Origin of the sequence: Neisseria sp. P0007.S010, from assembly GCF_051962875.1 — a bacterium.
Classification (GTDB): domain Bacteria; phylum Pseudomonadota; class Gammaproteobacteria; order Burkholderiales; family Neisseriaceae; genus Neisseria; species Neisseria subflava_A.
This window is the reverse complement of record NZ_JBQCUX010000001.1, coordinates 255,787-275,146: the sequence shown is the minus strand read 5'-3', so window position 1 is coordinate 275,146 and position 19,360 is coordinate 255,787. Positions and strand designations below refer to the sequence as shown.

Annotated in this window: 20 protein-coding genes and 1 pseudogene; 6 read left to right on the top strand and 15 right to left on the bottom strand. The window is 48.4% G+C overall.

The annotated features are described in order from the left end of the window. Positions 1 to 10: 10 nt before the first annotated feature. A complete protein-coding gene (locus ACTHR7_RS01390; RefSeq protein ID WP_107831885.1) occupies positions 11 to 1,417 on the top strand; it encodes an efflux transporter outer membrane subunit in 1,407 nt (468 codons plus the stop codon). 74 nt (positions 1,418 to 1,491) lie between these two features. Here ACTHR7_RS01390 and ACTHR7_RS01385 read toward each other — a convergent pair whose 3' ends face one another. Further along, positions 1,492 to 2,829 carry a GTPase/DUF3482 domain-containing protein gene (locus ACTHR7_RS01385; protein ID WP_315094571.1) on the bottom strand — a complete coding sequence of 446 codons (1,338 nt, stop codon included), beginning with the start codon at positions 2,827 to 2,829 and terminating at the stop codon, positions 1,492 to 1,494. Positions 2,830 to 3,404: 575 nt separating this feature from the next. Next, positions 3,405 to 3,866, bottom strand: coding sequence for a winged helix-turn-helix transcriptional regulator (locus ACTHR7_RS01380; RefSeq protein WP_079453694.1), 462 nt, complete (start codon positions 3,864 to 3,866; stop codon positions 3,405 to 3,407). A gap of 216 nt (positions 3,867 to 4,082) precedes the next feature. Here ACTHR7_RS01380 and alr point away from each other — a divergent pair, with 216 nt between their 5' ends. Then, complete coding sequence (gene alr, locus ACTHR7_RS01375) at positions 4,083 to 5,141, top strand: alanine racemase (RefSeq protein WP_440370186.1); 1,059 nt, start codon at positions 4,083 to 4,085, stop codon at positions 5,139 to 5,141. A 59-nt stretch (positions 5,142 to 5,200) separates the two neighbouring features. Here the strand turns inward: alr and ACTHR7_RS01370 are convergent, their stop codons facing one another. Beyond that, positions 5,201 to 5,944: a pseudouridine synthase gene (locus ACTHR7_RS01370; RefSeq protein ID WP_004520512.1), complete on the bottom strand. Its 744-nt coding sequence runs from the start codon at positions 5,942 to 5,944 to the stop codon at positions 5,201 to 5,203. Positions 5,945 to 6,274: 330 nt separating this feature from the next. Here ACTHR7_RS01370 and ACTHR7_RS01365 point away from each other — a divergent pair, with 330 nt between their 5' ends. Together ACTHR7_RS01365 and ACTHR7_RS01360 are read left to right on the top strand one after the other, a co-directional pair. Beyond that, positions 6,275 to 8,356: a carbon starvation CstA family protein gene (locus ACTHR7_RS01365; RefSeq protein ID WP_440370185.1), complete on the top strand. Its 2,082-nt coding sequence runs from the start codon at positions 6,275 to 6,277 to the stop codon at positions 8,354 to 8,356. Then, entirely contained in the window at positions 8,346 to 8,540 is a 195-nt protein-coding gene (locus ACTHR7_RS01360) for a YbdD/YjiX family protein (protein WP_049343946.1), read from the top strand. The genes ACTHR7_RS01365 and ACTHR7_RS01360 overlap by 11 nt, the downstream gene beginning before the upstream one ends. A gap of 60 nt (positions 8,541 to 8,600) precedes the next feature. On the opposite strand, the gene ACTHR7_RS01355 is transcribed toward ACTHR7_RS01360, so the two are convergent. The 3 genes from ACTHR7_RS01355 to ppsA all read right to left on the bottom strand — a co-directional run bounded on the left by ACTHR7_RS01355 (position 8,601) and on the right by ppsA (position 12,613). Then, a complete protein-coding gene (locus ACTHR7_RS01355; protein ID WP_070584011.1) occupies positions 8,601 to 9,083 on the bottom strand; it encodes a hypothetical protein in 483 nt (160 codons plus the stop codon). 170 nt (positions 9,084 to 9,253) lie between these two features. After that, a complete protein-coding gene (locus tag ACTHR7_RS01350; protein ID WP_440370184.1) occupies positions 9,254 to 9,958 on the bottom strand; it encodes a peptidoglycan DD-metalloendopeptidase family protein in 705 nt (234 codons plus the stop codon). Between the two features lie 270 nt (positions 9,959 to 10,228). Next, positions 10,229 to 12,613 carry a phosphoenolpyruvate synthase gene (gene ppsA, locus ACTHR7_RS01345; RefSeq protein WP_440370183.1) on the bottom strand — a complete coding sequence of 795 codons (2,385 nt, stop codon included), beginning with the start codon at positions 12,611 to 12,613 and terminating at the stop codon, positions 10,229 to 10,231. A 416-nt stretch (positions 12,614 to 13,029) separates the two neighbouring features. Here ppsA and ppsR point away from each other — a divergent pair, with 416 nt between their 5' ends. Then, entirely contained in the window at positions 13,030 to 13,851 is an 822-nt protein-coding gene (gene ppsR / locus ACTHR7_RS01340) for a posphoenolpyruvate synthetase regulatory kinase/phosphorylase PpsR (RefSeq protein ID WP_440370182.1), read from the top strand. Between the two features lie 55 nt (positions 13,852 to 13,906). On the opposite strand, the gene dcd is transcribed toward ppsR, so the two are convergent. The 9 genes from dcd to ACTHR7_RS01295 form a co-directional block, all read right to left on the bottom strand. Next, on the bottom strand, positions 13,907 to 14,473 hold the full coding sequence (gene dcd / locus ACTHR7_RS01335; protein WP_003680541.1) for a dCTP deaminase: 567 nt from the start codon (positions 14,471 to 14,473) through the stop codon (positions 13,907 to 13,909). A gap of 125 nt (positions 14,474 to 14,598) precedes the next feature. Continuing rightward, positions 14,599 to 15,030 carry an MORN repeat family protein gene (locus ACTHR7_RS01330; RefSeq protein ID WP_036491305.1) on the bottom strand — a complete coding sequence of 144 codons (432 nt, stop codon included), beginning with the start codon at positions 15,028 to 15,030 and terminating at the stop codon, positions 14,599 to 14,601. A 24-nt stretch (positions 15,031 to 15,054) separates the two neighbouring features. Further along, positions 15,055 to 15,837, bottom strand: coding sequence for an ADP-ribosylglycohydrolase family protein (locus ACTHR7_RS01325; protein ID WP_440370197.1), 783 nt, complete (start codon positions 15,835 to 15,837; stop codon positions 15,055 to 15,057). Further along, positions 15,837 to 16,049, bottom strand: a complete 213-nt coding sequence (locus tag ACTHR7_RS01320) for a hypothetical protein (RefSeq protein ID WP_070584021.1) — start codon at positions 16,047 to 16,049, stop codon at positions 15,837 to 15,839. Before ACTHR7_RS01320 ends, ACTHR7_RS01325 begins: the two co-directional genes overlap by 1 nt. Positions 16,050 to 16,055: 6 nt before the next feature. Next, positions 16,056 to 16,409: a hypothetical protein gene (locus tag ACTHR7_RS01315; RefSeq protein WP_234395462.1), complete on the bottom strand. Its 354-nt coding sequence runs from the start codon at positions 16,407 to 16,409 to the stop codon at positions 16,056 to 16,058. Between the two features lie 124 nt (positions 16,410 to 16,533). Then, the gene (locus ACTHR7_RS01310) at positions 16,534 to 16,686 is read right to left on the bottom strand and encodes a hypothetical protein (protein ID WP_225905468.1); all 153 of its coding nucleotides are present in this window, start codon (positions 16,684 to 16,686) and stop codon (positions 16,534 to 16,536) included. Between the two features lie 31 nt (positions 16,687 to 16,717). Further along, complete coding sequence (locus ACTHR7_RS01305; RefSeq protein WP_440370181.1) at positions 16,718 to 17,464, bottom strand: hypothetical protein; 747 nt, start codon at positions 17,462 to 17,464, stop codon at positions 16,718 to 16,720. A gap of 20 nt (positions 17,465 to 17,484) precedes the next feature. Then, complete coding sequence (locus ACTHR7_RS01300) at positions 17,485 to 17,826, bottom strand: hypothetical protein (protein ID WP_199900784.1); 342 nt, start codon at positions 17,824 to 17,826, stop codon at positions 17,485 to 17,487. A gap of 39 nt (positions 17,827 to 17,865) precedes the next feature. Next, positions 17,866 to 18,663: a hypothetical protein gene (locus ACTHR7_RS01295; RefSeq protein WP_440370196.1), complete on the bottom strand. Its 798-nt coding sequence runs from the start codon at positions 18,661 to 18,663 to the stop codon at positions 17,866 to 17,868. Positions 18,664 to 18,897: 234 nt separating this feature from the next. Here ACTHR7_RS01295 and ACTHR7_RS01290 point away from each other — a divergent pair. Then, positions 18,898 to 19,329, top strand: a pseudogene (locus ACTHR7_RS01290) (HD domain-containing protein); the annotation flags it as partial. Positions 19,330 to 19,360 lie beyond the last annotated feature (31 nt).

Sequence of the window (19,360 nt, the reverse complement as noted above, 5' to 3'; positions counted from 1 at the left end):
GGATTCTAAAATGAAGAAGATTACATTCAAACCTGTACTGACCGCCGTTGCCGCCGCCGTGGCTTTGTCGGCCTGTACCATGATGCCGAAATATGAGCAGCCTCAAGTTGCCGTGGCCGATACGTTTAAATACGACACTGTTGACGACGGTATCCGTGCAGCCGAATTGGGTTGGCAAGATTACTTTGCCGATCCTCGCCTTCACCGCCTGATCGACATCGCATTGGAACGCAATACCGATTTGCGTACAGCCGCGCTGAATGCGGAAATCTACCGCAAGCAATACATGATTGCGCGTAATAATTTGTTGCCAACCGTCAATGCCAGCGGTACAGGTTCGCGTCAAGGCAGTTTGAGTGGCGGCAGCGTTAGCAGCCAATACAGCGTGGGTTTGGGCGCAGCCTCTTATGAGCTTGACCTCTTCGGCCGTGTCCGCAGCACCAGCGAAGCCGCGTTGCAAGGTTATTTTAATGTGGCCGCAAACCGCGATGCCGCCCATCTGACCCTGATTTCTACCGTTGCCAAAGCCTACTTTAACGAACGCTACGCGGAAGAAACCATGGCATTGGCACAACGCGTATTACAAACCCGTGAAGCGACTTACAAGCTCTCGCAATTACGCCATAAGGCCGGCGTGATTTCCGCCGTTGATTTGCACCAACAGGAAGCGCTGATTGAATCGGCCAAAGCCGATTACGCATCTGCGGTAAAAAACCGCGAGCAAGCGCGAAATTCCTTGGCTATGTTGATTAATCAACCTTTGCCTGAAGACTTGCCTGCCGGTTTGCCTTTGAACAAACAGTTCAAAATGACCAAACTGCCTGCCGGTTTGAGTTCGGACCTGTTGCTCAACCGTCCGGATATCCGTGCGGCCGAACACGCGCTCAAACAAGCCAATGCCAATATCGGTGCGGCACGTGCGGCGTTTTTCCCGCGCATCAGCCTGACCGGTTCTGTCGGTACCGCTTCCGGCGAGTTGAGCGGCCTGTTTAAGAGCGGCACGGGTATTTGGGCTTTTGCACCATCCATCACTCTGCCTATCTTTGATTGGGGCACAAACAAAGCCAATCTTGACGTAGCCAAACTGCGCCAACAGGCACAAATCGTTGCTTATGAAGCCGCTGTTCAATCCGCATTCAAAGACGTTTCCAATGCGTTGGTTGCACGCGAACAGCTGGATAAAAGCTATGCCGCTTTGAGCAAACAAAGCCGTGCCTACAACGACAGCCTGCGCCTCATCAGCCTGCGCTACAAACATGGCGTATCCAGTGCATTGGATTTGCTGGATGCCGAGCGCAGCAGTTACGGCGCAGAAACTGCTCTTTTGGCTAATCAGCTGACCCGTTTGGAAAACCTTGCCGACTTGTATAAAGCACTTGGCGGCGGTTTGAAACGCGAAACCAAAGCTTCTGAATAAATATTTGCCTGCTAAGCTTAAAAGGCCGTCTGAAACATTTGGGTTTCAGACGGCCTTTTTGTTATGCGGCAATTCTAAGCTTTTAATTTCTCGCTTAAAGTGGCGACATAGGCTGCGCGTTCGTTACGGCTGGCTTCGGGCTGGTGTGTATTGAGCGAAGACCATTTGCGGTTGCTGCGTGCTTTGTTGAGTTCGCTTGGCAATTTGGCCGTATTCCATGGCGCTTTGCGTTCTTTTAGCTCGATATGTGATTGAGCCGCGTGGCCGCGCGTTTGCAAAACGTGCAACAAATCCAGTGCGCGTGCGGCGAGTAGGGTAAGGGTTTCCGGATCGGTATGCAGGGTTTGTCGACCGTTGATTTTGTCAGTGATGTCTTGGGCATTGGGCAAAATACCACCCAATAGTCCGCCGATGGCCGTACCCAAGCCAAGTGAGCCGCCAAGTGTGGCAATATCCAAACCTAAGCCGATGAGCGCGCCTGCGGTTGCGCCGGTACCGGTACGGATGCCGTAATGTTTGAGCAATTCGCTGTCAAACGGATCTTGTTTGAAGGCTTTGGGCATCCATGTGCTGTCGCTGCCGACTTCGTCGTGATAGAAGCGGTAAAGTGTGAACAGGTGTTGTTGCATTTGCCGCTCAAGTTGGCGGATTTCCGATTGCATGACTTCCAAAGTCGGGGCAGGGTCGTCGTTTTTAGCAATTTCTTGGGTAAATGCGGCGGCATCCAGCAGAAAATCGGCAATTTCACGGCGTGCTTCCGTATCCAGCCGTTGCCACTCGCGACGGCGCATATTGATGAGGCGGTCGAGGATGTCGCGCTTAGGTAACATGGTGGCAAGGTTGTCCCACAATGGGATTTCGCCTTCAAAGTCGAAGGCAACGGTATCGAAACCGGCGTAAACATGCAGGTTTCTGCGGGCGAGCATATTGGTCCAAGCGGTCAGGTCTTGATTTTGGGTGAAGTTGAACACGGGCATGATGGGCTTGGCGCACCAAGACAAAATAGTCAGCTCATCTTTGTATTTGTCGAGGACGGGTTCCCGCGCATCGATGACATACATGGCCATATCGCTTTGCATGACTTGGCGCAGCACTTTGGCCTCTTGGTTAAACTCGTGATGCGCTTCATGGCTGTTGAGGAATTGCTGGATGCGCTCAATGCCGTCATCGCGTGCGGATGTATGGGTTTCCAGCCAGTCCAACACGCCGCCAGCATCTTCAAGGCCGGGTGTGTCGTAGAGGTAAACCAAGCTGTCTTCACCATCATTGATGAGGGCTTCTTCGACATGGCGCGTGGTGGATGGCGCGTTTTTCACTTCGCCGAAGGTACTGTCGCGCAAAAGCGTACGTAAGAGCGAAGTTTTGCCTGTGTTGGTATGGCCGACAACGGCAAGGGAAAGCGGGGTGGTCATGGTCTTTGGGTTGGGTTGATATGGACTATGAATGTGTGAGTATGGGGCCGTTTATCTTTAGTGGCAATATATGTTTCAGACGGCCCTAAATTCTTTTTATATATGGGCGAAAATAGCAAGAAAAATAGGGGGATAGCGACTTTGTTGTTTTTTAGCAAAATACTTGAAAATAGATGGGGAAACAGTTGACAGGAGGGTAGAAGACAAGGATAATTCGCGCCGTTGAGTTGCTTGATGCAGCTTGATTTTTCTCCTCTATTTCTCCTTTGTAGACTTGGCGCATATCGAAACGGTATGCGCATTTTTTTATCTGCATTGAAACATGATTACATTTAAAATCTGTTAATTGAATAATTAAGAAATTTTACAAGAAAAATACTTGCGCGGTTGAATATCTTGTTGCATAATTCGTTTCGTTAGCTGGTTCGAGTAGTCAGTTAATAGTTTCTCCTCTATTTCTCCTTTGTAGACTTGGCACACATTCTGTCGGATGTGTGCATTTTTTTTTGCCTATTTAAAATAAAGGTCGTCTGAATGTTGTAATCTTTCAGACGGCCTTTGTGTGTTGAATAGAATTAGATGTCTAATACTACTTCTTCTTTGACTTCTTCCATGACAACATAGCTGCGGCTTTCGGACGCAGCCGGCAGTTGCAGCAGGATATTGCCGAGCATATCGCGATAGGCGGACATATTGGGCAGGCGGACTTTGATAAGGTAGTCGTATTCGCCGGAGACTAAGTGGCATTCCAAGATTTGCGGAATCTTCAGCACTTCGCGTTTGAAGTCTTCAAAAATATTGCCGGATTTGGAGCGTAGTTTCAGCTCGACAAAGACCAAGAGGCTTTGGCCTAAAGCATGAGGATTCAGATGGGCGTGATAGCCGGTGATAAGGTTGTCGCGTTCCAAGCGGCGGACGCGTTCGGTTACCGGCGTGGTGGATAGGCCGACTTTTTCAGCCAATTCGGTCATGGGGATACGTGCGTTTTGTTGTAGGAGCTTGAGAATTTTTAAGTCGGTTTTGTCGAGTTCTTTCATGGCCTTGATGTCTGTCGTTTTCATTTGGATTGAATCATAACCTTAAAACAGGCTGAGAAGAAGCATAAATGCCTAAAGGTGCGCATGAGGTCTAAATTATGAATAGATTATTCTTGTGTATTTCATGGAATCCTGTGTAGTTTTTGACCTATAATATTTGCTTCAAAGTAATGGGGCAGGCCGTCTGAAACGGAATGCCGATAAGAGGAATACATTATGCGTCCGCTCAATGCGCAAATCCGTTTGGATAATTTACGTCAAAATTATCGTTTTCTCAAAGAGTTGCACGGCAATAAATTGTTGGCTGTGATTAAGGCCGATGCTTATGGGCATGGTGCGGTCAGATGCGCACACGCGTTGGCGGATATTGCCGACGGCTTTGCGGTGGCAACGGTAGATGAAGGCGTGGAATTGCGTCAAAACGGCATTAAAAATCCGATTGTTTTGTTGGAAGGCGTATTTGAGGCTGCGGAGTATGCGGATGTTGACCGTTATGATTTGTGGCCGGCAATCGGCAGCCAATGGCAGCTGGAGGCATTTGTGCATCATGAGTGGCAACGTCCGACAACCGTATGGCTGAAAATGGACTCAGGTATGCACCGTGCCGGTTTCTTTCCGCATAACTATGCCGCGGCCTATACTGCATTAAAACAATCCGAATCGGTTGAAAACATTGTGAAATTCAGCCATTTTGCCTGCGCGGACGAGCCGGAAAACGGCATGACCGAAATGCAGCTTGAAGCGTTTGATTTGGCGTGTGAGGGTTTGGAAGGCGAAGAGAGCTTGGCCAATTCCGCCGTGATTTTGAACGTGCCTGAAGCGCGCCGCGATTGGGGCCGTGCCGGTCTGGCCTTGTATGGCATTTCGCCTTTCGGCGGCGTGGATGAGCGTTTGAAACCTGTTATGCGTCTGACTTCCCGCGTTTTCGGCGAACGCGTGTTGCAGCCGCATTCTCCGATTGGTTACGGCGCAACGTTCTACACCAGCAAATCTACCCGTGTCGGTTTGATTGCCTGCGGCTATGCCGACGGCTATCCGCGTCGCGCTTCCACTAATTCCCCTGTGGCGGTGGATGGCAAACGCAGCCGTATTATCGGCAGGGTATCTATGGATATGATTACGGTTGAGCTGGAAGCCTCGAAAGAGGGCTTGGGCGCGGAAGTTGAGCTTTGGGGTGATGTGATTAATATCAATGAAGTTTCCGAAGTTGCCGGTATGATTCCGTACGAAATTCTCTGCAATATCAAACGTGCGAAGTTTACTTATATCGAGTAATCAGTAAAAGATGAGGCCGTCTGAAATGTGTTTTCAGACGGGCTTTTTGTTATCTGCAATTAAAACGATTCGTCAGCGCGTAAATAACGCCATTTGCCCGGTGGCAGTCTGCCGAGTTTGACTTTGCCCATGCGGATGCGTTTCAAACCGACGACGCGCAGGCCGACCAGTTCGCACATGCGGCGGATTTGGCGTTTTTTGCCTTGTCGCAAAATAAAGCGCAACTGGTCTTCGTTTTGCCATTCGACTTTGGCGGGGCGCAATTTTTCTCCGTCCAAACTCAAGCCGTGGTTGAGCAGGGCAAGGCCTTTGTCGTCCAGTTTGCCACGGACGCGGACAAGGTATTCTTTTTCGCTACTGCTGTTTTCTCCAATCAGCTGTTTGGCAATGCGGCCGTCCTGAGTGAGTACTAACAATCCGACGGAGTCGATATCTAAGCGGCCGGCAGGAGCTAAGCCGAATTTGTGCTTTTCGCTGAAAGGGATACGGCTGTCGTCGCCTTCCCAATGGTTTTCGGCGGTAATGAGTTCTGCGGCGGATTTATAGCCTTTTTCTGCCTGCGCGCTGACGTAGCCGACGGGTTTGTTCAGAAGGATGGTTACACGCGCTGCTTGTTTTTCATGGGCTTGTTTGTTGAGGTCGATGCGGTCGCGTTCGGTGACTTTTTGACCGAGTACGGCGGTTTGGCCGTTGACTTTGACCCAGCCTTGCTCAATGTAGCTGTCTGCCTCGCGGCGAGAGCATAAGCCTAATTGCGCCATGCGTTTGGAGAGGCGCATGGTTTCGGAATCGTTGTTTTGCATGGTATGGCAATATAGAGAAATGGGAATGTCGGATTATAGCATTGACCGTTTGTCAGGCCGTCTGAAAACTGAATATTTGGGTTTTCAGACGGCCTTTCGTTTGCTATATGTTAAGGAATATTTGGTTTTGAAGTAAAAAATGAAGGGTATATTGTCTGTTTGTGTTAACCTTACGGACGAACTAATCATTTTGTTTTCAGTCGAATTTGGGTTGAAATGACATTTCACTCATGAAATCATGAAGACTATAATGACTGGTCTTTCTGAAGCGCATTAAGGCAGTTTGTCGCTAAAGCAAGCCTTGGTGCATCACGTTTTAAGGATAAATCAATGAAATCGCTCAAATCATTTTTGATCTGGGGCATTGTGGTTTTGGTAGGCTTGGCCTCCTTTACTACTTTAGCTCTCAGCCGTGGCGAGCAAGTCAGTGCGATTTGGATGGTTACGGCCGCCATTTCGGTATACTGCATTGCCTACCGTTTCTACAGTCTTTACATTGCCAACCGTGTGATGCAGCTTGATCCTAACCGTCTGACTCCGGCAGAACGCCACAATGACGGCTTGGACTATGTTCCCACACATAAAGGCGTACTGTTCGGACACCACTTTGCCGCAATTGCGGGTGCAGGTCCGTTGGTCGGTCCCGTACTGGCTGCGCAAATGGGTTATCTGCCGGGCACGCTGTGGATTATCTTCGGCGTAGTGTTTGCCGGCGCGGTACAAGACATGATGGTCTTGTTCGTATCCATGCGCCGCGACGGTAAGTCTTTGGGCGATATCGTAAAACAAGAACTCGGCACTGTACCCGGCGTGATCGCGTCCATCGGCATTTTGATGATTATGGTCATCATCATGGCGGTGTTGGCGCTGATTGTGGTGAAAGCACTTGTTCACAGCCCTTGGGGTACGTTCACCATCGCAGCAACTATGCCGATTGCGCTGTTTATGGGTATTTACACCCGTTATATCCGTCCGGGCAAAATCGGCGAGATTTCCATCGTCGGCTTTATCCTGCTGATGCTGGCGGTGATTTACGGCGACAATGTGGCACACAGCTCCATCGGTCATTGGTTTGACCTTGACGGCATCCAGCTCACTTGGGCGATTATGATTTACGGTTTCGTGGCATCAGTATTGCCGGTATGGCTGCTGCTGACTCCGCGCGACTATCTCTCTACCTTCCTGAAAATCGGTACGATTGTCGCACTCGCCATCGGCATCCTCATCGTCAGCCCTGCGCTGCAAATGCCTGCCGTGACCCACTTCATCGACGGTTCCGGTCCGGTATTCTCAGGTGCATTGTTCCCATTCCTCTTCATTACCATCGCTTGTGGTGCGGTTTCAGGCTTCCACGCGCTGATTTCTTCCGGTACTACGCCGAAAATGCTGGAAAACGAAACCCACGTCCGCATGATCGGTTACGGCGGTATGTTGATGGAAAGTTTCGTGGCCATTATGGCGCTTGCCGCTGCTGCATCGCTTGATCCCGGCGTGTACTTCGCCATGAACAGCCCTGCTGCCCTGATCGGCACAGACGCCAATACTGCCGCTGAAGTAATTACCACCAAGCTGCAATTCCCTGTCGATGCTGCAACCCTGTTGCACACCGCTAAGGAAGTCGGCGAAAACACCATCCTTTCCCGTGCGGGCGGTGCGCCAACCCTCGCAGTCGGTATGGCACACATCATGAGCCGTCTGATTCCGGGCGAAGCCATGATGGCGTTCTGGTATCACTTTGCCCTGTTGTTTGAAGCCTTGTTCATCTTGACCGCGGTTGACGCAGGTACACGCGTTGCCCGTTTCATGATTCAAGACTTGGGCAGTATCTTCTACAAACCATTCGGTAATACCGACTCTATCCCTGCCAACTTGGTTGCAACATTCTTTGCCGTGGCATTGTGGGGTTACTTCCTCTATACCGGCGTAACCGACCCTCTGGGTGGTATCAACTCGCTCTGGCCGTTGTTCGGTATCGCCAACCAAATGCTTGCAGGTGTAGCGTTGATTATGTGTACCGTTGTATTGGTGAAAATGAAACGCGACCGCTATGTTTGGGTAACTTTGGTTCCTGCTTTCGGCGTATTGTTTGTAACCTGCTATGCCGGTCTGCAAAAACTGTTCCACAGCGACCCGCGCGTCAGCTTCTTGGCTCACGCAGGCAAATACCGCGATGCCTTGGCTTCAGGCGAAGTCCTTGCTCCTGCTAAAGACATTGGCGAAATGTCACAAATCATCTTCAACGACCAAATCAATGCCGGTCTGACCGCTTTGTTCCTGGCAGTTGTCGTGATTGTCGCCGTGTACGGTTTCCGTACCGCCATGAAAGCCCGCAAAGTCGGCTGGCCAACTGCTAAAGAAATTCCAGCAGTGTACCGCGACGGTAAACAGCCGGAGGCTCAGCATGAAGCATAAGCTCGCATCTTGGTGGAAAACCATCAAGTTGACAGCAAACTTGATGGCCGGTGTCCCAGATTATGAAAACTACGTTGCCCGCCAGCGCAAACATAATCCCAATGCGCCGGTCATGACCGAGCTGCAATTCCAAGACTACTGCCGCAAACGCCGTTGCGGTAGCAACGGCGGACGCTGTTGTTAATGAAGGCATGAAAAAAGGCCGTCTGAAAATACTTTCAGACGGCCTTTTTAGTTCGATAAATTATTTATCTTGAGCGTTTTTTTGTTCGCGGACAACCCATTGGGCAATGTCAGAACCCAATACTTTGGAAGTACGGTTCAAGACGGCACAAGAGCTTTTATAAGCGCCAAACATACCGCCGGAAGAATTGCGGGTAAAGGTTTTTTTGCCAACTTGTTTACCGTCAACATACAAAGTGGCTGAAACAGCCATACCTTTGGCGTGACCGATAAAGGCATTGCCTGCACTCATGGCCGAAGTAATGGCGATATCTGCGTATGTGCCTTGTTTTTTACCGTCACGGACAACCGTTACATCGCTTTTGGCTGCAGTTTCTTGCAAAGATTTGGACATGATGCCGCCCACTTCTAAACACTCGGAAACAATACGGGTATCGATTTCTTCTTCATCGCGGTAAGGAATGTTTTCATCAATATGGACATCTGCGCTGGCAAATGCAGATGCAAACAAGAATGCGGTTGCAAGGATACGGTTAGGAGACATAGTAGGGTAACTGAAATGGAATGTTAAAAAGAGTTGTTATTGTATAACGGCATTTACACTCAATCAACATAAGTTAAATAGGAAAAGATTTTGTTGAAATAGCTGTTATAGCAAGATAATCAAAAGGCCGTCTGAAATACTGCTATTCAGACGGCCTTTTGATTGGGGCATTAATTTGTTCTGGTCAAATAAGGCAGGGGATCGACTGCTTTGCCGTTTAGACGAACTTCAAAATGAAGCTTGACGCTGTCTGTATCGCTGCTGCCCATGGTGGCGATAACTTGACCTGCTTGGACTTTTTGATCTTTTTGTACCAAAAGCGTATCGTTGTGGGCATAGGCGGTAATGGTGTAGTCGTTGTGGCTGATTAAAATCAGCTTGCCGTAGCCGCGGACTTCTTCGCCAACGTAGATGACGGTACCGGCTGCGGCAGAACGGATTTGTTGGCCTTGCGTGCCTGCAATATCTATGCCTTTGCTGGTTGTGCCGTTGTAGCGTTGGATAATGGAGGATGAGGTGTTATCGGTCGGCCATTGCAGGTTCAATCGGTTGATCGGAGTAACGGCAGTAGTTTGGCGTTGCTGTGTTGCGGTGCTGCGTGGGGCGACATGACGGCGGACGCGCAATACTTGACCGACTTCGATTTGTGAGGCGTTGGGAAGGTTATTCCATGCAACCAGTGTATTGACGTTTTGTCCGTAGCGTTTGGCGATTTGGGTCAGGGTATCGCCGGGACGGACTTTGTAGTAGCCGTCAGGTACGGCACGGTTGGAAGAGGTATTGTTGCCGGCGCAGGCTGCTAAGACGGCAATGGTGCTAATAAGTGCCAGACGTTTCAAGGCCGTCTGAAAGGTGGAAATAAAGTTTGTATTCATGGATTATTTCAAAATGTATCGTTATGCTATGTATGATAGATGGGAAGAGTGAAAAAAGGTTCACTCAAAAGGCATGGGGTAAAATACAGAAAGGCAGTATATTAACATTGAAAATTTGTAGATATATCGGCATATTTTTTTATCATTTTGATGATAAAGGATTTTTTTAGTAAGGTAAAAGAAAGTGAAAGTTTTTTCAGACGGTATTGAATAAGGCAATAAAAATCCCCTGCCGGGATAAACGGGCAGGGGATTTTTGTCTTATTGAACTTATTTGTTCAATTCGTTAGCCAGATACAGCCAGGTTTCAATGACGGTATCAGGGTTGAGCGATACGCTCTCGATACCTTCTTCAACCAGCCATTTGGCAAAGTCCGGATGGTCTGATGGACCTTGACCGCAAATACCGACGTATTTGTTTTGTTTGCGGCAAGCAGAGATTGCCAAGTGCAACATCACTTTAACGGCAGGGTTGCGCTCGTCGAAGGAGTCGGATACCAAACCGCTGTCACGGTCGAGGCCGAGGGTCAGCTGGGTCATGTCGTTAGAGCCGATGGAGAAGCCGTCGAAGTATTGCAGGAATTGTTCTGCCAATACAGCGTTGCTTGGCAACTCGCACATCATGATCAGGCGCAGGCCGTTTTTGCCGCGTTCCAAACCGTTTTCTTTCAGGGCTTTAACAACAGCTTCCGCTTCACCCAAAGTACGAACGAATGGAATCATGATTTCGACGTTGGTCAAACCCATTTCATCGCGAACGCGTTTTAAGGCTTTGCACTCAAGTGCGAAGCAGTCTTTGAAGTTATCGGCTACATAACGCGCTGCACCACGGAAGCCCAACATTGGGTTTTCTTCGTGCGGTTCGTAGATGCTGCCGCCCACCAAGTTGGCGTATTCGTTGGATTTGAAGTCAGACATACGGACGATGGTTTTGCGTGGGTAAACCGAAGCAGCCAAAGTTGCCACGCCTTCTGCGATTTTATCGACATAGAAGTCGACAGGAGAAGCGTAGCCGGCGATGCGGCGGGTAATTTCCGCTTTCAATTCGTCGTCTTGTTTGTCAAATTCCAACAAAGCTTTAGGGTGGATACCGATTTGACGGTTGATGATGAATTCCATACGTGCCAAGCCGATGCCTTCGCTAGGTAGGTTGGCGAAGCTGAATGCCAATTCAGGGTTACCAACGTTCATCATTACTTTTACAGGCGCTTTAGGCATGTTGTCCAAAGCAACATCGGTAACTTGTACGTCCAGTAGGCCGGAGTAGATGAAGCCGGTATCGCCTTCGGCGCAAGATACGGTAACTTCTTGGCCGTCTGAAAGCAGATCGGTTGCGTCGCCGCAGCCGACCACGGCCGGAATACCCAATTCACGCGCGATAATCGCTGCGTGGCAGGTACGGCCGCCGCGGTTGGTCACGATGGCGGAAGCACGTTTCATCACCGGTTCCCAATCCGGGTCGGTCATGTCGGTAACGAGTACGTCGCCTGCTTCAACGGAATCCATCTCGGAGGCATCTTTCACCAGGCGTACTTTGCCTTGGCCGACTCTTTGACCGATGGCACGGCCTTCGCACAAGATAACTTTTTCGCCGTTGATGGAGAAGCGGCGCAGGTTGCGGCTGCTGTCTTCTTGGGATTTTACAGTCTCAGGACGGGCTTGCAGGATGTAGAGTTTGCCGTCCAAACCGTCGCGGCCCCATTCGATGTCCATTGGGCGGCCGTAGTGTTTTTCGATGGTCAGCGCGTAATGGGCCAACTCGGTAACTTCGGCGTCGGTAATGGAGAAGCGTTGACGGTCTTCTTCAGGTACATCGATGTTGGTGACAGATTTACCGGCTTCGGCTTTGTCGGTAAAGATCATTTTGATTTGTTTCGAACCCATGGTTTTACGCAGGATAGCCGGTTTGCCTGCTTTCAAAGTAGGTTTGAATACATAGAATTCGTCAGGGTTGACCGCGCCTTGTACGACGTTTTCGCCCAGGCCGTAAGAAGAGGTAACGAAAACGACTTGGTCGTAACCGGACTCGGTATCGATGGTGAACATCACACCGGACGCGCCGCTGTCGGAGCGCACCATGCGTTGTACGCCTGCGGAAAGGGCGACGATGTCGTGTTCGAAGCCTTTGTGGACACGGTAAGAAATGGCACGGTCGTTGTACAGGGAAGCGAATACATGGCGCATGGCTTCTTTAACGTTTTCCAAGCCATTGATGTTCAGGAAGGTTTCTTGTTGGCCGGCAAAAGAAGCGTCCGGCAGGTCTTCTGCTGTTGCAGAAGAACGTACGGCAACGGAAATGTCCGCACCGCCGGCATCGGCAACCATTTTGTTCCAAGCTGTTTCGATTTCAGCATCCAGCTGTTCAGGGAACGGGGTATCCAAAATCCATTGACGGATTTCTTTACCCACGCGTGCCAATTCGGCAACGTCTTCAACATCCAGTTGTTTCAGGGCTTCGGAAATACGCTCGCTCAGACCATTGTGAGCCAGGAAAGCGCGATAGGCTTCGGCAGTGGTCGCAAAACCACCGGGAACGCGTACGCCTTTTTCAGTCAGTTGGCTGATCATTTCGCCCAAAGAGGCATTTTTACCGCCCACTCGCTCAACGTCAGTCATACGCAGGTTTTCAAACCAAATAACGTAGTTTTCGGCCATTTGTGTGTCCAATCCAATCCAAAAATGTTAAAAAAGAAACAAATCCGCCTGCTTATTGTAGCCATTCGTTTGATGGCTGTCATGTGTTTTATCTTTTTAAAAATCACAAATTCGTCTGTGATATTGTGCTTTTCAGGCATGTAGCCTTCTGAAATGTGAATATCAGATTCATGTTTTTACGTGTTATCTTCTTGTTAAATATGGAAAACAAAATAAGTTAATAAATTTGATAAACAAGATTTATTTCGCAATTTTAGAATAAAATTCTATAAAATAGCAAAAAATAAAATTTTGTGCCAATATAAAAATTGTTCAAATTTGTTGTAATCCTGTGTAATCTGTCGGGAATCGCTTTATTGCAAAGGCTGTAACTGCTATGATTGCCGTCTGAAACGTTACCCTCAAGAGGATTCATTATGACTGATCCACGCCAAGTCTTCTATATTTCCGACCGAACCGGCCTGACCGCTGAAAATATCGGTGAAGCCTTGCTGAACCAATTTGGCAATGTTGAGTTCAAACGCCATACCTATCCGTTTATCGATACGCCTGAAAAAGCGCGTGCTGTTGTAGACAAAGTCAACCAGTCAGCTGAAAAATTCGGCGTGCGCCCGATTGCTTTTGTCAGTGTGGTCAATGACGAAATCCGTGAAATCATCAAGAAAGCCAATGCGTTCCATATTAATTTCTTTGAAACCTTTCTCGGTCTTTTGGAAAAGGAACTCAATACGGAGGCGGTTGCCGCCCGGCAGGGGCACCACAGTATCGGCAATACCCAACGCTATGATGCGCGTATGGAGGCGGTCAATTTTTCACTGAATCATGATGACGGCGTCAGCGATAAAAACCTGCAGGAAGCGGATGTGATTTTGATGGGCGTGTCCCGTTCGGGCAAAACGCCGACCTGTCTCTATCTGGCCCTGCAATACGGTATCCGCGCCGCAAACTATCCATTGATTCCCGATGATTTGGAATCGACCGATTTGCCGCGTATGGTCAAACCTTATAAAGACAAGCTGTTTGGTTTGACCATTCAGCCTGAGCGTTTGCAGGCTATCCGTCAGGAACGCCGTCCTAATTCGACCTATGCCAAAATCGATACTTGCCGCAGCGAGATTGCCGATGCGCAAAATATGTTTAAACGCCACGGTATTCCGTTTACCAATACTACGGACAAATCTGTGGAAGAACTTGCCGTCCATATCTTGCAGGCTTGCAAGCTGAAACGCCGTTTCTAAATGAAATGATAAAAGGCCGTCTGAAACTTCAGACGGCCTTTTTTTATTTTGTATATTAGGTCTTGGGTAAGGTAACACCGGTTTGTCCCATGTATTTGCCGTTGCGGTCTTTGTATGAAGTTTCGCAGACTTCATCGCTTTCAAAGAACAAGACTTGAGCCACGCCTTCGCCGGCATAAATTTTGGCAGGCAGGGGGGTGGTGTTGGAAAACTCAAGCGTAACGTAGCCTTCCCACTCAGGTTCGAACGGAGTAACGTTGACGATGATGCCGCAGCGTGCGTAAGTGGATTTACCTAAGCAGACGGTCAGGACGTTGCGCGGGATGCGGAAATATTCGACTGTGCGCGCCAAAGCAAAGGAGTTGGGCGGAATGATGCAGCAGTCGTCTTCGACGGTAACGAAGTTTTTCGGGTCGAAGTTTTTCGGGTCGACGATGGTGCTGTTGATATTGGTGAAGATTTTAAATTCATTAGCACAACGGATGTCGTAGCCGTAGCTGGATGTGCCGTAGGAAATGATGCGTTGGCCGTTGGCCTCTTTGATTTGGTTGGGCTCGAACGGCTCAATCATGCCGTGTTCTTCGGCCATGCGGCGTATCCATTTGTCGGATTTAATGCTCATGGTGGTTGTCCTGGGGTAAGGGTTGTTTGGGAATTCTTTGAAATCAACACGACAGCCTTTAGACAGGCTTGTCAATTGATGTTTCAGACGGCCTAAAAGCTGGATAAGGCCGTCTGAAAGGCTGTTTATTTGGTTTTGGAAGCAGATTTCTTAGCCAGTTTGACTTCTTTAATCATACCGTCTTCGCATTTCATGATGAAGACGGGTGTGCCGTTTTGGGAAGCGGTAAAGTTTCCGTGCGCCCTGCCTTTTTTGAACACGCCCTCCAGCGTCATATTGCGTAATTTGGCGCTGTTGGAGGAGAAAGGTTCGATAAAGGTTTCGCTGTTGCCGGAGACGGTATATACGCCTTTGCCGTCAAATTTGCCGTTTTTAAAGGCGCCGACATAGCTGCGGCCGTCCTGGCATTTCCATGTGCCTTTACCGGATGGTTTGCCGTCTTTGCCGACATCGCCATCGTAAACGCAACCTTTTTCCTGATAAGGATTGATGGTTTCAGCAATGGCAGGCGTACCCAGCATGAAGGCGACGGGAAGTAGGGCGAGGTATTTCATCATGATTGTTCCTTTTTGCAGGCGGTTTCAGACGGCCTGATATTGGGATTCAAAAGTCAGCAGGGTTTCAGCAATGCGGCGTGGCAATATGGCTAAAGCGTGTTCGCGCATGGATGTAGGGATACCGTAGTAGGCTTCGGCGATGCTGCCAGTAATGGCCGCCAAGGTATCGCTGTCTCCGCCCAGGGAAACCGCCAGTCGGATGGCGTGTTCAAAATCATCGCTTTCAAGAAAGGCGGTAACTGCTTGAGGTACGGTTTCCTGACAGCTTTCGTTGAAATGATAATGCGGGCGGATTTGGTCGCAACTTTGGCTCAAGTCGTAGCCGAATTGTCGTGTAATGTTTTCTTTGATTTGCGCTTTGCCCATACCGGTACGCGCCCAAAAGATGGCGGCGGCTACGGCTTGTGCACCTTTAATGCCTTCCGGGTGGTTGTGCGTTACGATGGCGGATTGCTCAGCAAAATGCAGGGTTTCTTCCAATGTGGCAAATGCCCAACCAACGGCAGAAACACGCATGGCCGAGCCGTTGCCCCAGCTATTATAAGGTTCTGGATCTTTCCATTCTATCCATTGTAAAAAGCGGCCGCCATATGCGCCTTTAGGGCAGGGATATGCCCTACACCAGCCTTGTAAAATAGAGGCTAAATTATCGTTACAGCCTTGTAAAACCCAGTCGGCAATGGCAACAGTGCAAATCGTGTCATCGGTAAAGTTGCTGTCGGGGCTGCAAATGTCAAAATCGGTGTGACGGTAGTTGTCAAACTCGAATCGTGATCCGGCAATATCGCCGATGACTGCGCCCAACATCATGACATCCTTTCTGATACTTCTATCGTCGTTACCGTACCGTCTGCCAAACGGCTGTTGGCAGGTACAAATACCACCATCAGCGTAGGATTTCCACGCGCCATCATTGGCATCAGACTAAGCGGCATATTTGGATCGGTTTTCTGAAAGCGAACCCGCTCGTCACCTACGCCAAACAGTCTGTTGGGATGGTCAGGCGCTGCTTCATCCATTCCTGATTACAGAATTTTTTGCTTTTCGGCCGGAGTTTTACCGTTTAGCAGGTTTGGATTGGTTTGCTCAAGGAATACAGATTTCGCCAATGTCCAATAAGTATGGCCGGGCTGTCCGCTGGGGTTTTGGGTTTTCATCTTATGGGCAAAATAATCAACAGCCTGTTGCTGGTTCATTGCCTTGATTGCTTCTGTATTTGAGCCGTATTTGGTTTCTTTGGGATTGTTCCGCAAATCAAACTGAAAACGGTTGTATTCGGCTTTTCCTTCTTCATAAACAAATCTTCGTGCATATTCATTCGCTGTTATATTGCGATTTCCATCAATATCAAGATCAAGCTTGGAAATTGTTTTCGACAAACCATGTCCTAACTCATGAGCCCAATCAGAAGCAGTCAGATATCTTTTGTCTGCCGTACCGAATACAATACTTCTATTTTCTTTACTGCCAATTAGTTTGCTTTGGAAAAATATGCCGGAATATTTAGTGTATTGCTTGAATACTCCCTAACCCCCATTGATTGATAAAGTTATGGGTTTGCCCCAGTAAAATTGAATCCCGAATAATCTGATTAACTTCCGAAACAGGCATCCCTAATTTTAAAAAATGCTGCCGGATTTGTGCTGTTGTAGCCATACCATATACCTTTAAAATTAAATACTATCGACTATCTGATAAGAAAGATGCTGGAAATATCATTAATGCATTTGTCTGTTGGATGCTGAAATAATATTCCTGCACCTTTTTCCTCCCTTATAACCAAATGTCTATCACTCCCGATCAAATGGTTGTTTTCATCTACTGCTACTTGTTTTACTACCGTATACCTAGGAAAAACTTGTTCTGTTCCATTGTTAAAGCATACGCTGACCGGGCTTAGGATATGAGATGAAACATAGGGTTTCGGCAAATCATCAGGATAACGGTCGTCAGGAAACAATGAACGGTATCGTTTTATATAATCAGGCGTTGCTTCGATTTCTAAAAAAGTACTGCCGTTGTAGTTGGTCTGATGCACTACCGTAAAGCCGTCGGTCGGCCGTTTTAGCTTACGCCGCCTGTGTTTGAGCCATTTCTGCCGCTCTGCCTTGTCTTTCCATCTGAGTACCGCCTGTTTTTCTCCGTCAGGCCGCAAACGGCCGGAAAGCCGCAGATAGCGCCGGTACACGGGAATCTGCCACTTTTTCGCTAAATCTTCAGGCGGCATATCAAGCAAACAGGCACTATGCACCGTACCGGCCATCTGCCTGAACAAACTCTCGAAGCTATTTACAGGATAAAGCTGCTCGCAGCCCGTTGCGTTATCCGCATATGCTTGAGAAACAGAGACCGTCTGAATGCCGCTATCGGCATGAGACAAAATGGGCAGCAACATGGCCGGCCACAACAAAGCAGCTAAAAATTTCACACTCATCTCCTTCTTGATAAAAATTATTACTTGCTAAGGTTTTTTGTTGGATTTCTCTTATCAGCAAGATCTAGTCTATAAAGAGTATCAGAAATACCATGCTCGATTTCATGGGCATAATCAGAAGCCGTAAGATAATCTTTTCCAAATACCATCTCACGGTATTCAATGTCTCCTCTTAATTTTCTCGTTGTATAAGTGGCTGGAACATGATGATCGACACGAATACTTGATAGCCCCCATTTATTGATAAAAATATGAGTCTTTTGCATAATAACATTATCCCGCATGATGCTATCAATCTCCTTTTTAGGCATGCCCATGCGAATAAAATGCTGCCGAATTTGTGCATTTTGAACTGTTGCCATAATAATTCTCCTATTAATTGTTTGAGTAAATTTTTAATTTTAATTGGTGATAAAATAATCTTTTTTATATAAATAATTTTTTTTATATTGAATATAAGATATTTCCTTGCTACATCTCATATTTTCTTGGTTATCATGCATAAAGTATAGAGATACACTATCATGAATAGACAATCTTGCATGAAAATTCTTAATATGACCGTTGTTGTCAATAGCCTCTAATGATTTTTCTAAGTTGTCAATATCCTTTAATGATTTTCCAAAACTTACAGCAGAATCAGAACAAAATATCGGTCTAAACATTGGATGCCAACCAATGCTTGGCAGGGGCAAATCCTCGGGATAACGGTTGTCAGGAAACAGCGAACGGTAATGCTTTAAATAATCAGGCGTTGCTTCGATTTCTAAAAAAGTACTGCCGTTGTAGTTGGTCTGATGCACTACCGTAAAGCCGTCGGTCGGCCGTTTTAGCTTACGCCGCCTGTGTTTGAGCCATTTCTGCCGCTCTGCCTTGTCTTTCCATCTGAGTACCGCCTGTTTTTCTCCGTCAGGCCGCAAACGGCCGGAAAGCCGCAGATAGCGCCGGTACACGGGAATCTGCCACTTTTTCGCTAAATCTTCAGGCGGCATATCAAGCAAACAGGCACTATGCACCGTACCGGCCATCTGCCTGAACAAACTCTCGAAGCTATTTACAGGATAAAGCTGCTCGCAGCCCGTTGCGTTATCCGCATATGCTTGAGAAACAGAGACCGTCTGAATGCCGCTATCGGCATGAGACAAAATGGGCAGCAACATGGCCGGCCACAGCAAAGCAGCTAAAAATTTCACACTCATCTCCTTCTTGATAAAAATTATTACTTGCATTGATATTATTCCCAATATTTTTCACTGCAAGCACATTTACACTACACGCTAATCACGCTAATTGTTTGTTTTATTTTGATGTTTATATGTTATTGCAAGTTGGGTAGCCCAGGCCGTCTGAAACATGCTTTGTCGCAAAATACGGGCAAGCTGCTACAATACAGCCGCTATGTCGAAACAAAACAAACGGAGAAACGGCACGCCATGAGCAACACACGACAAACACCGGAAATCCCCGCCGCACCGCTGCAAGAATCCCGCGCGTGGTTTGACGCGCACACCGCCGGTTTGCCCGAACCTGCGCAAAAGCTGCTTCAGACGGCCTTGTCGCTGGCCGAGACGCATTATCCTGCCGATGCGGCCACGCCTGCGGGCGAGCCGCTTTTGGCGCACCTTTTGGGTGCGGCGCGTATGGTGAACGAATTGGATTTGCTGCCCGATGCGGTGGCCGCCACGCTTTTGGCCGACATCGTGCGTTTTGTGCCCGACTGGCGCGAGCTGCTCACGGAACGCTGCAACAGTACTGTCGCCGAGCTGGTCAAAGGTGTGGACGAAGTGCAGAAGCTTACACACTTTGCCCGTGTGGACAGCCTCGCCACGCCTGAAGAGCGCGCCCAACAGGCAGAAACCATGCGTATTATATTTCAGACGGCCTTTGATATTTCCC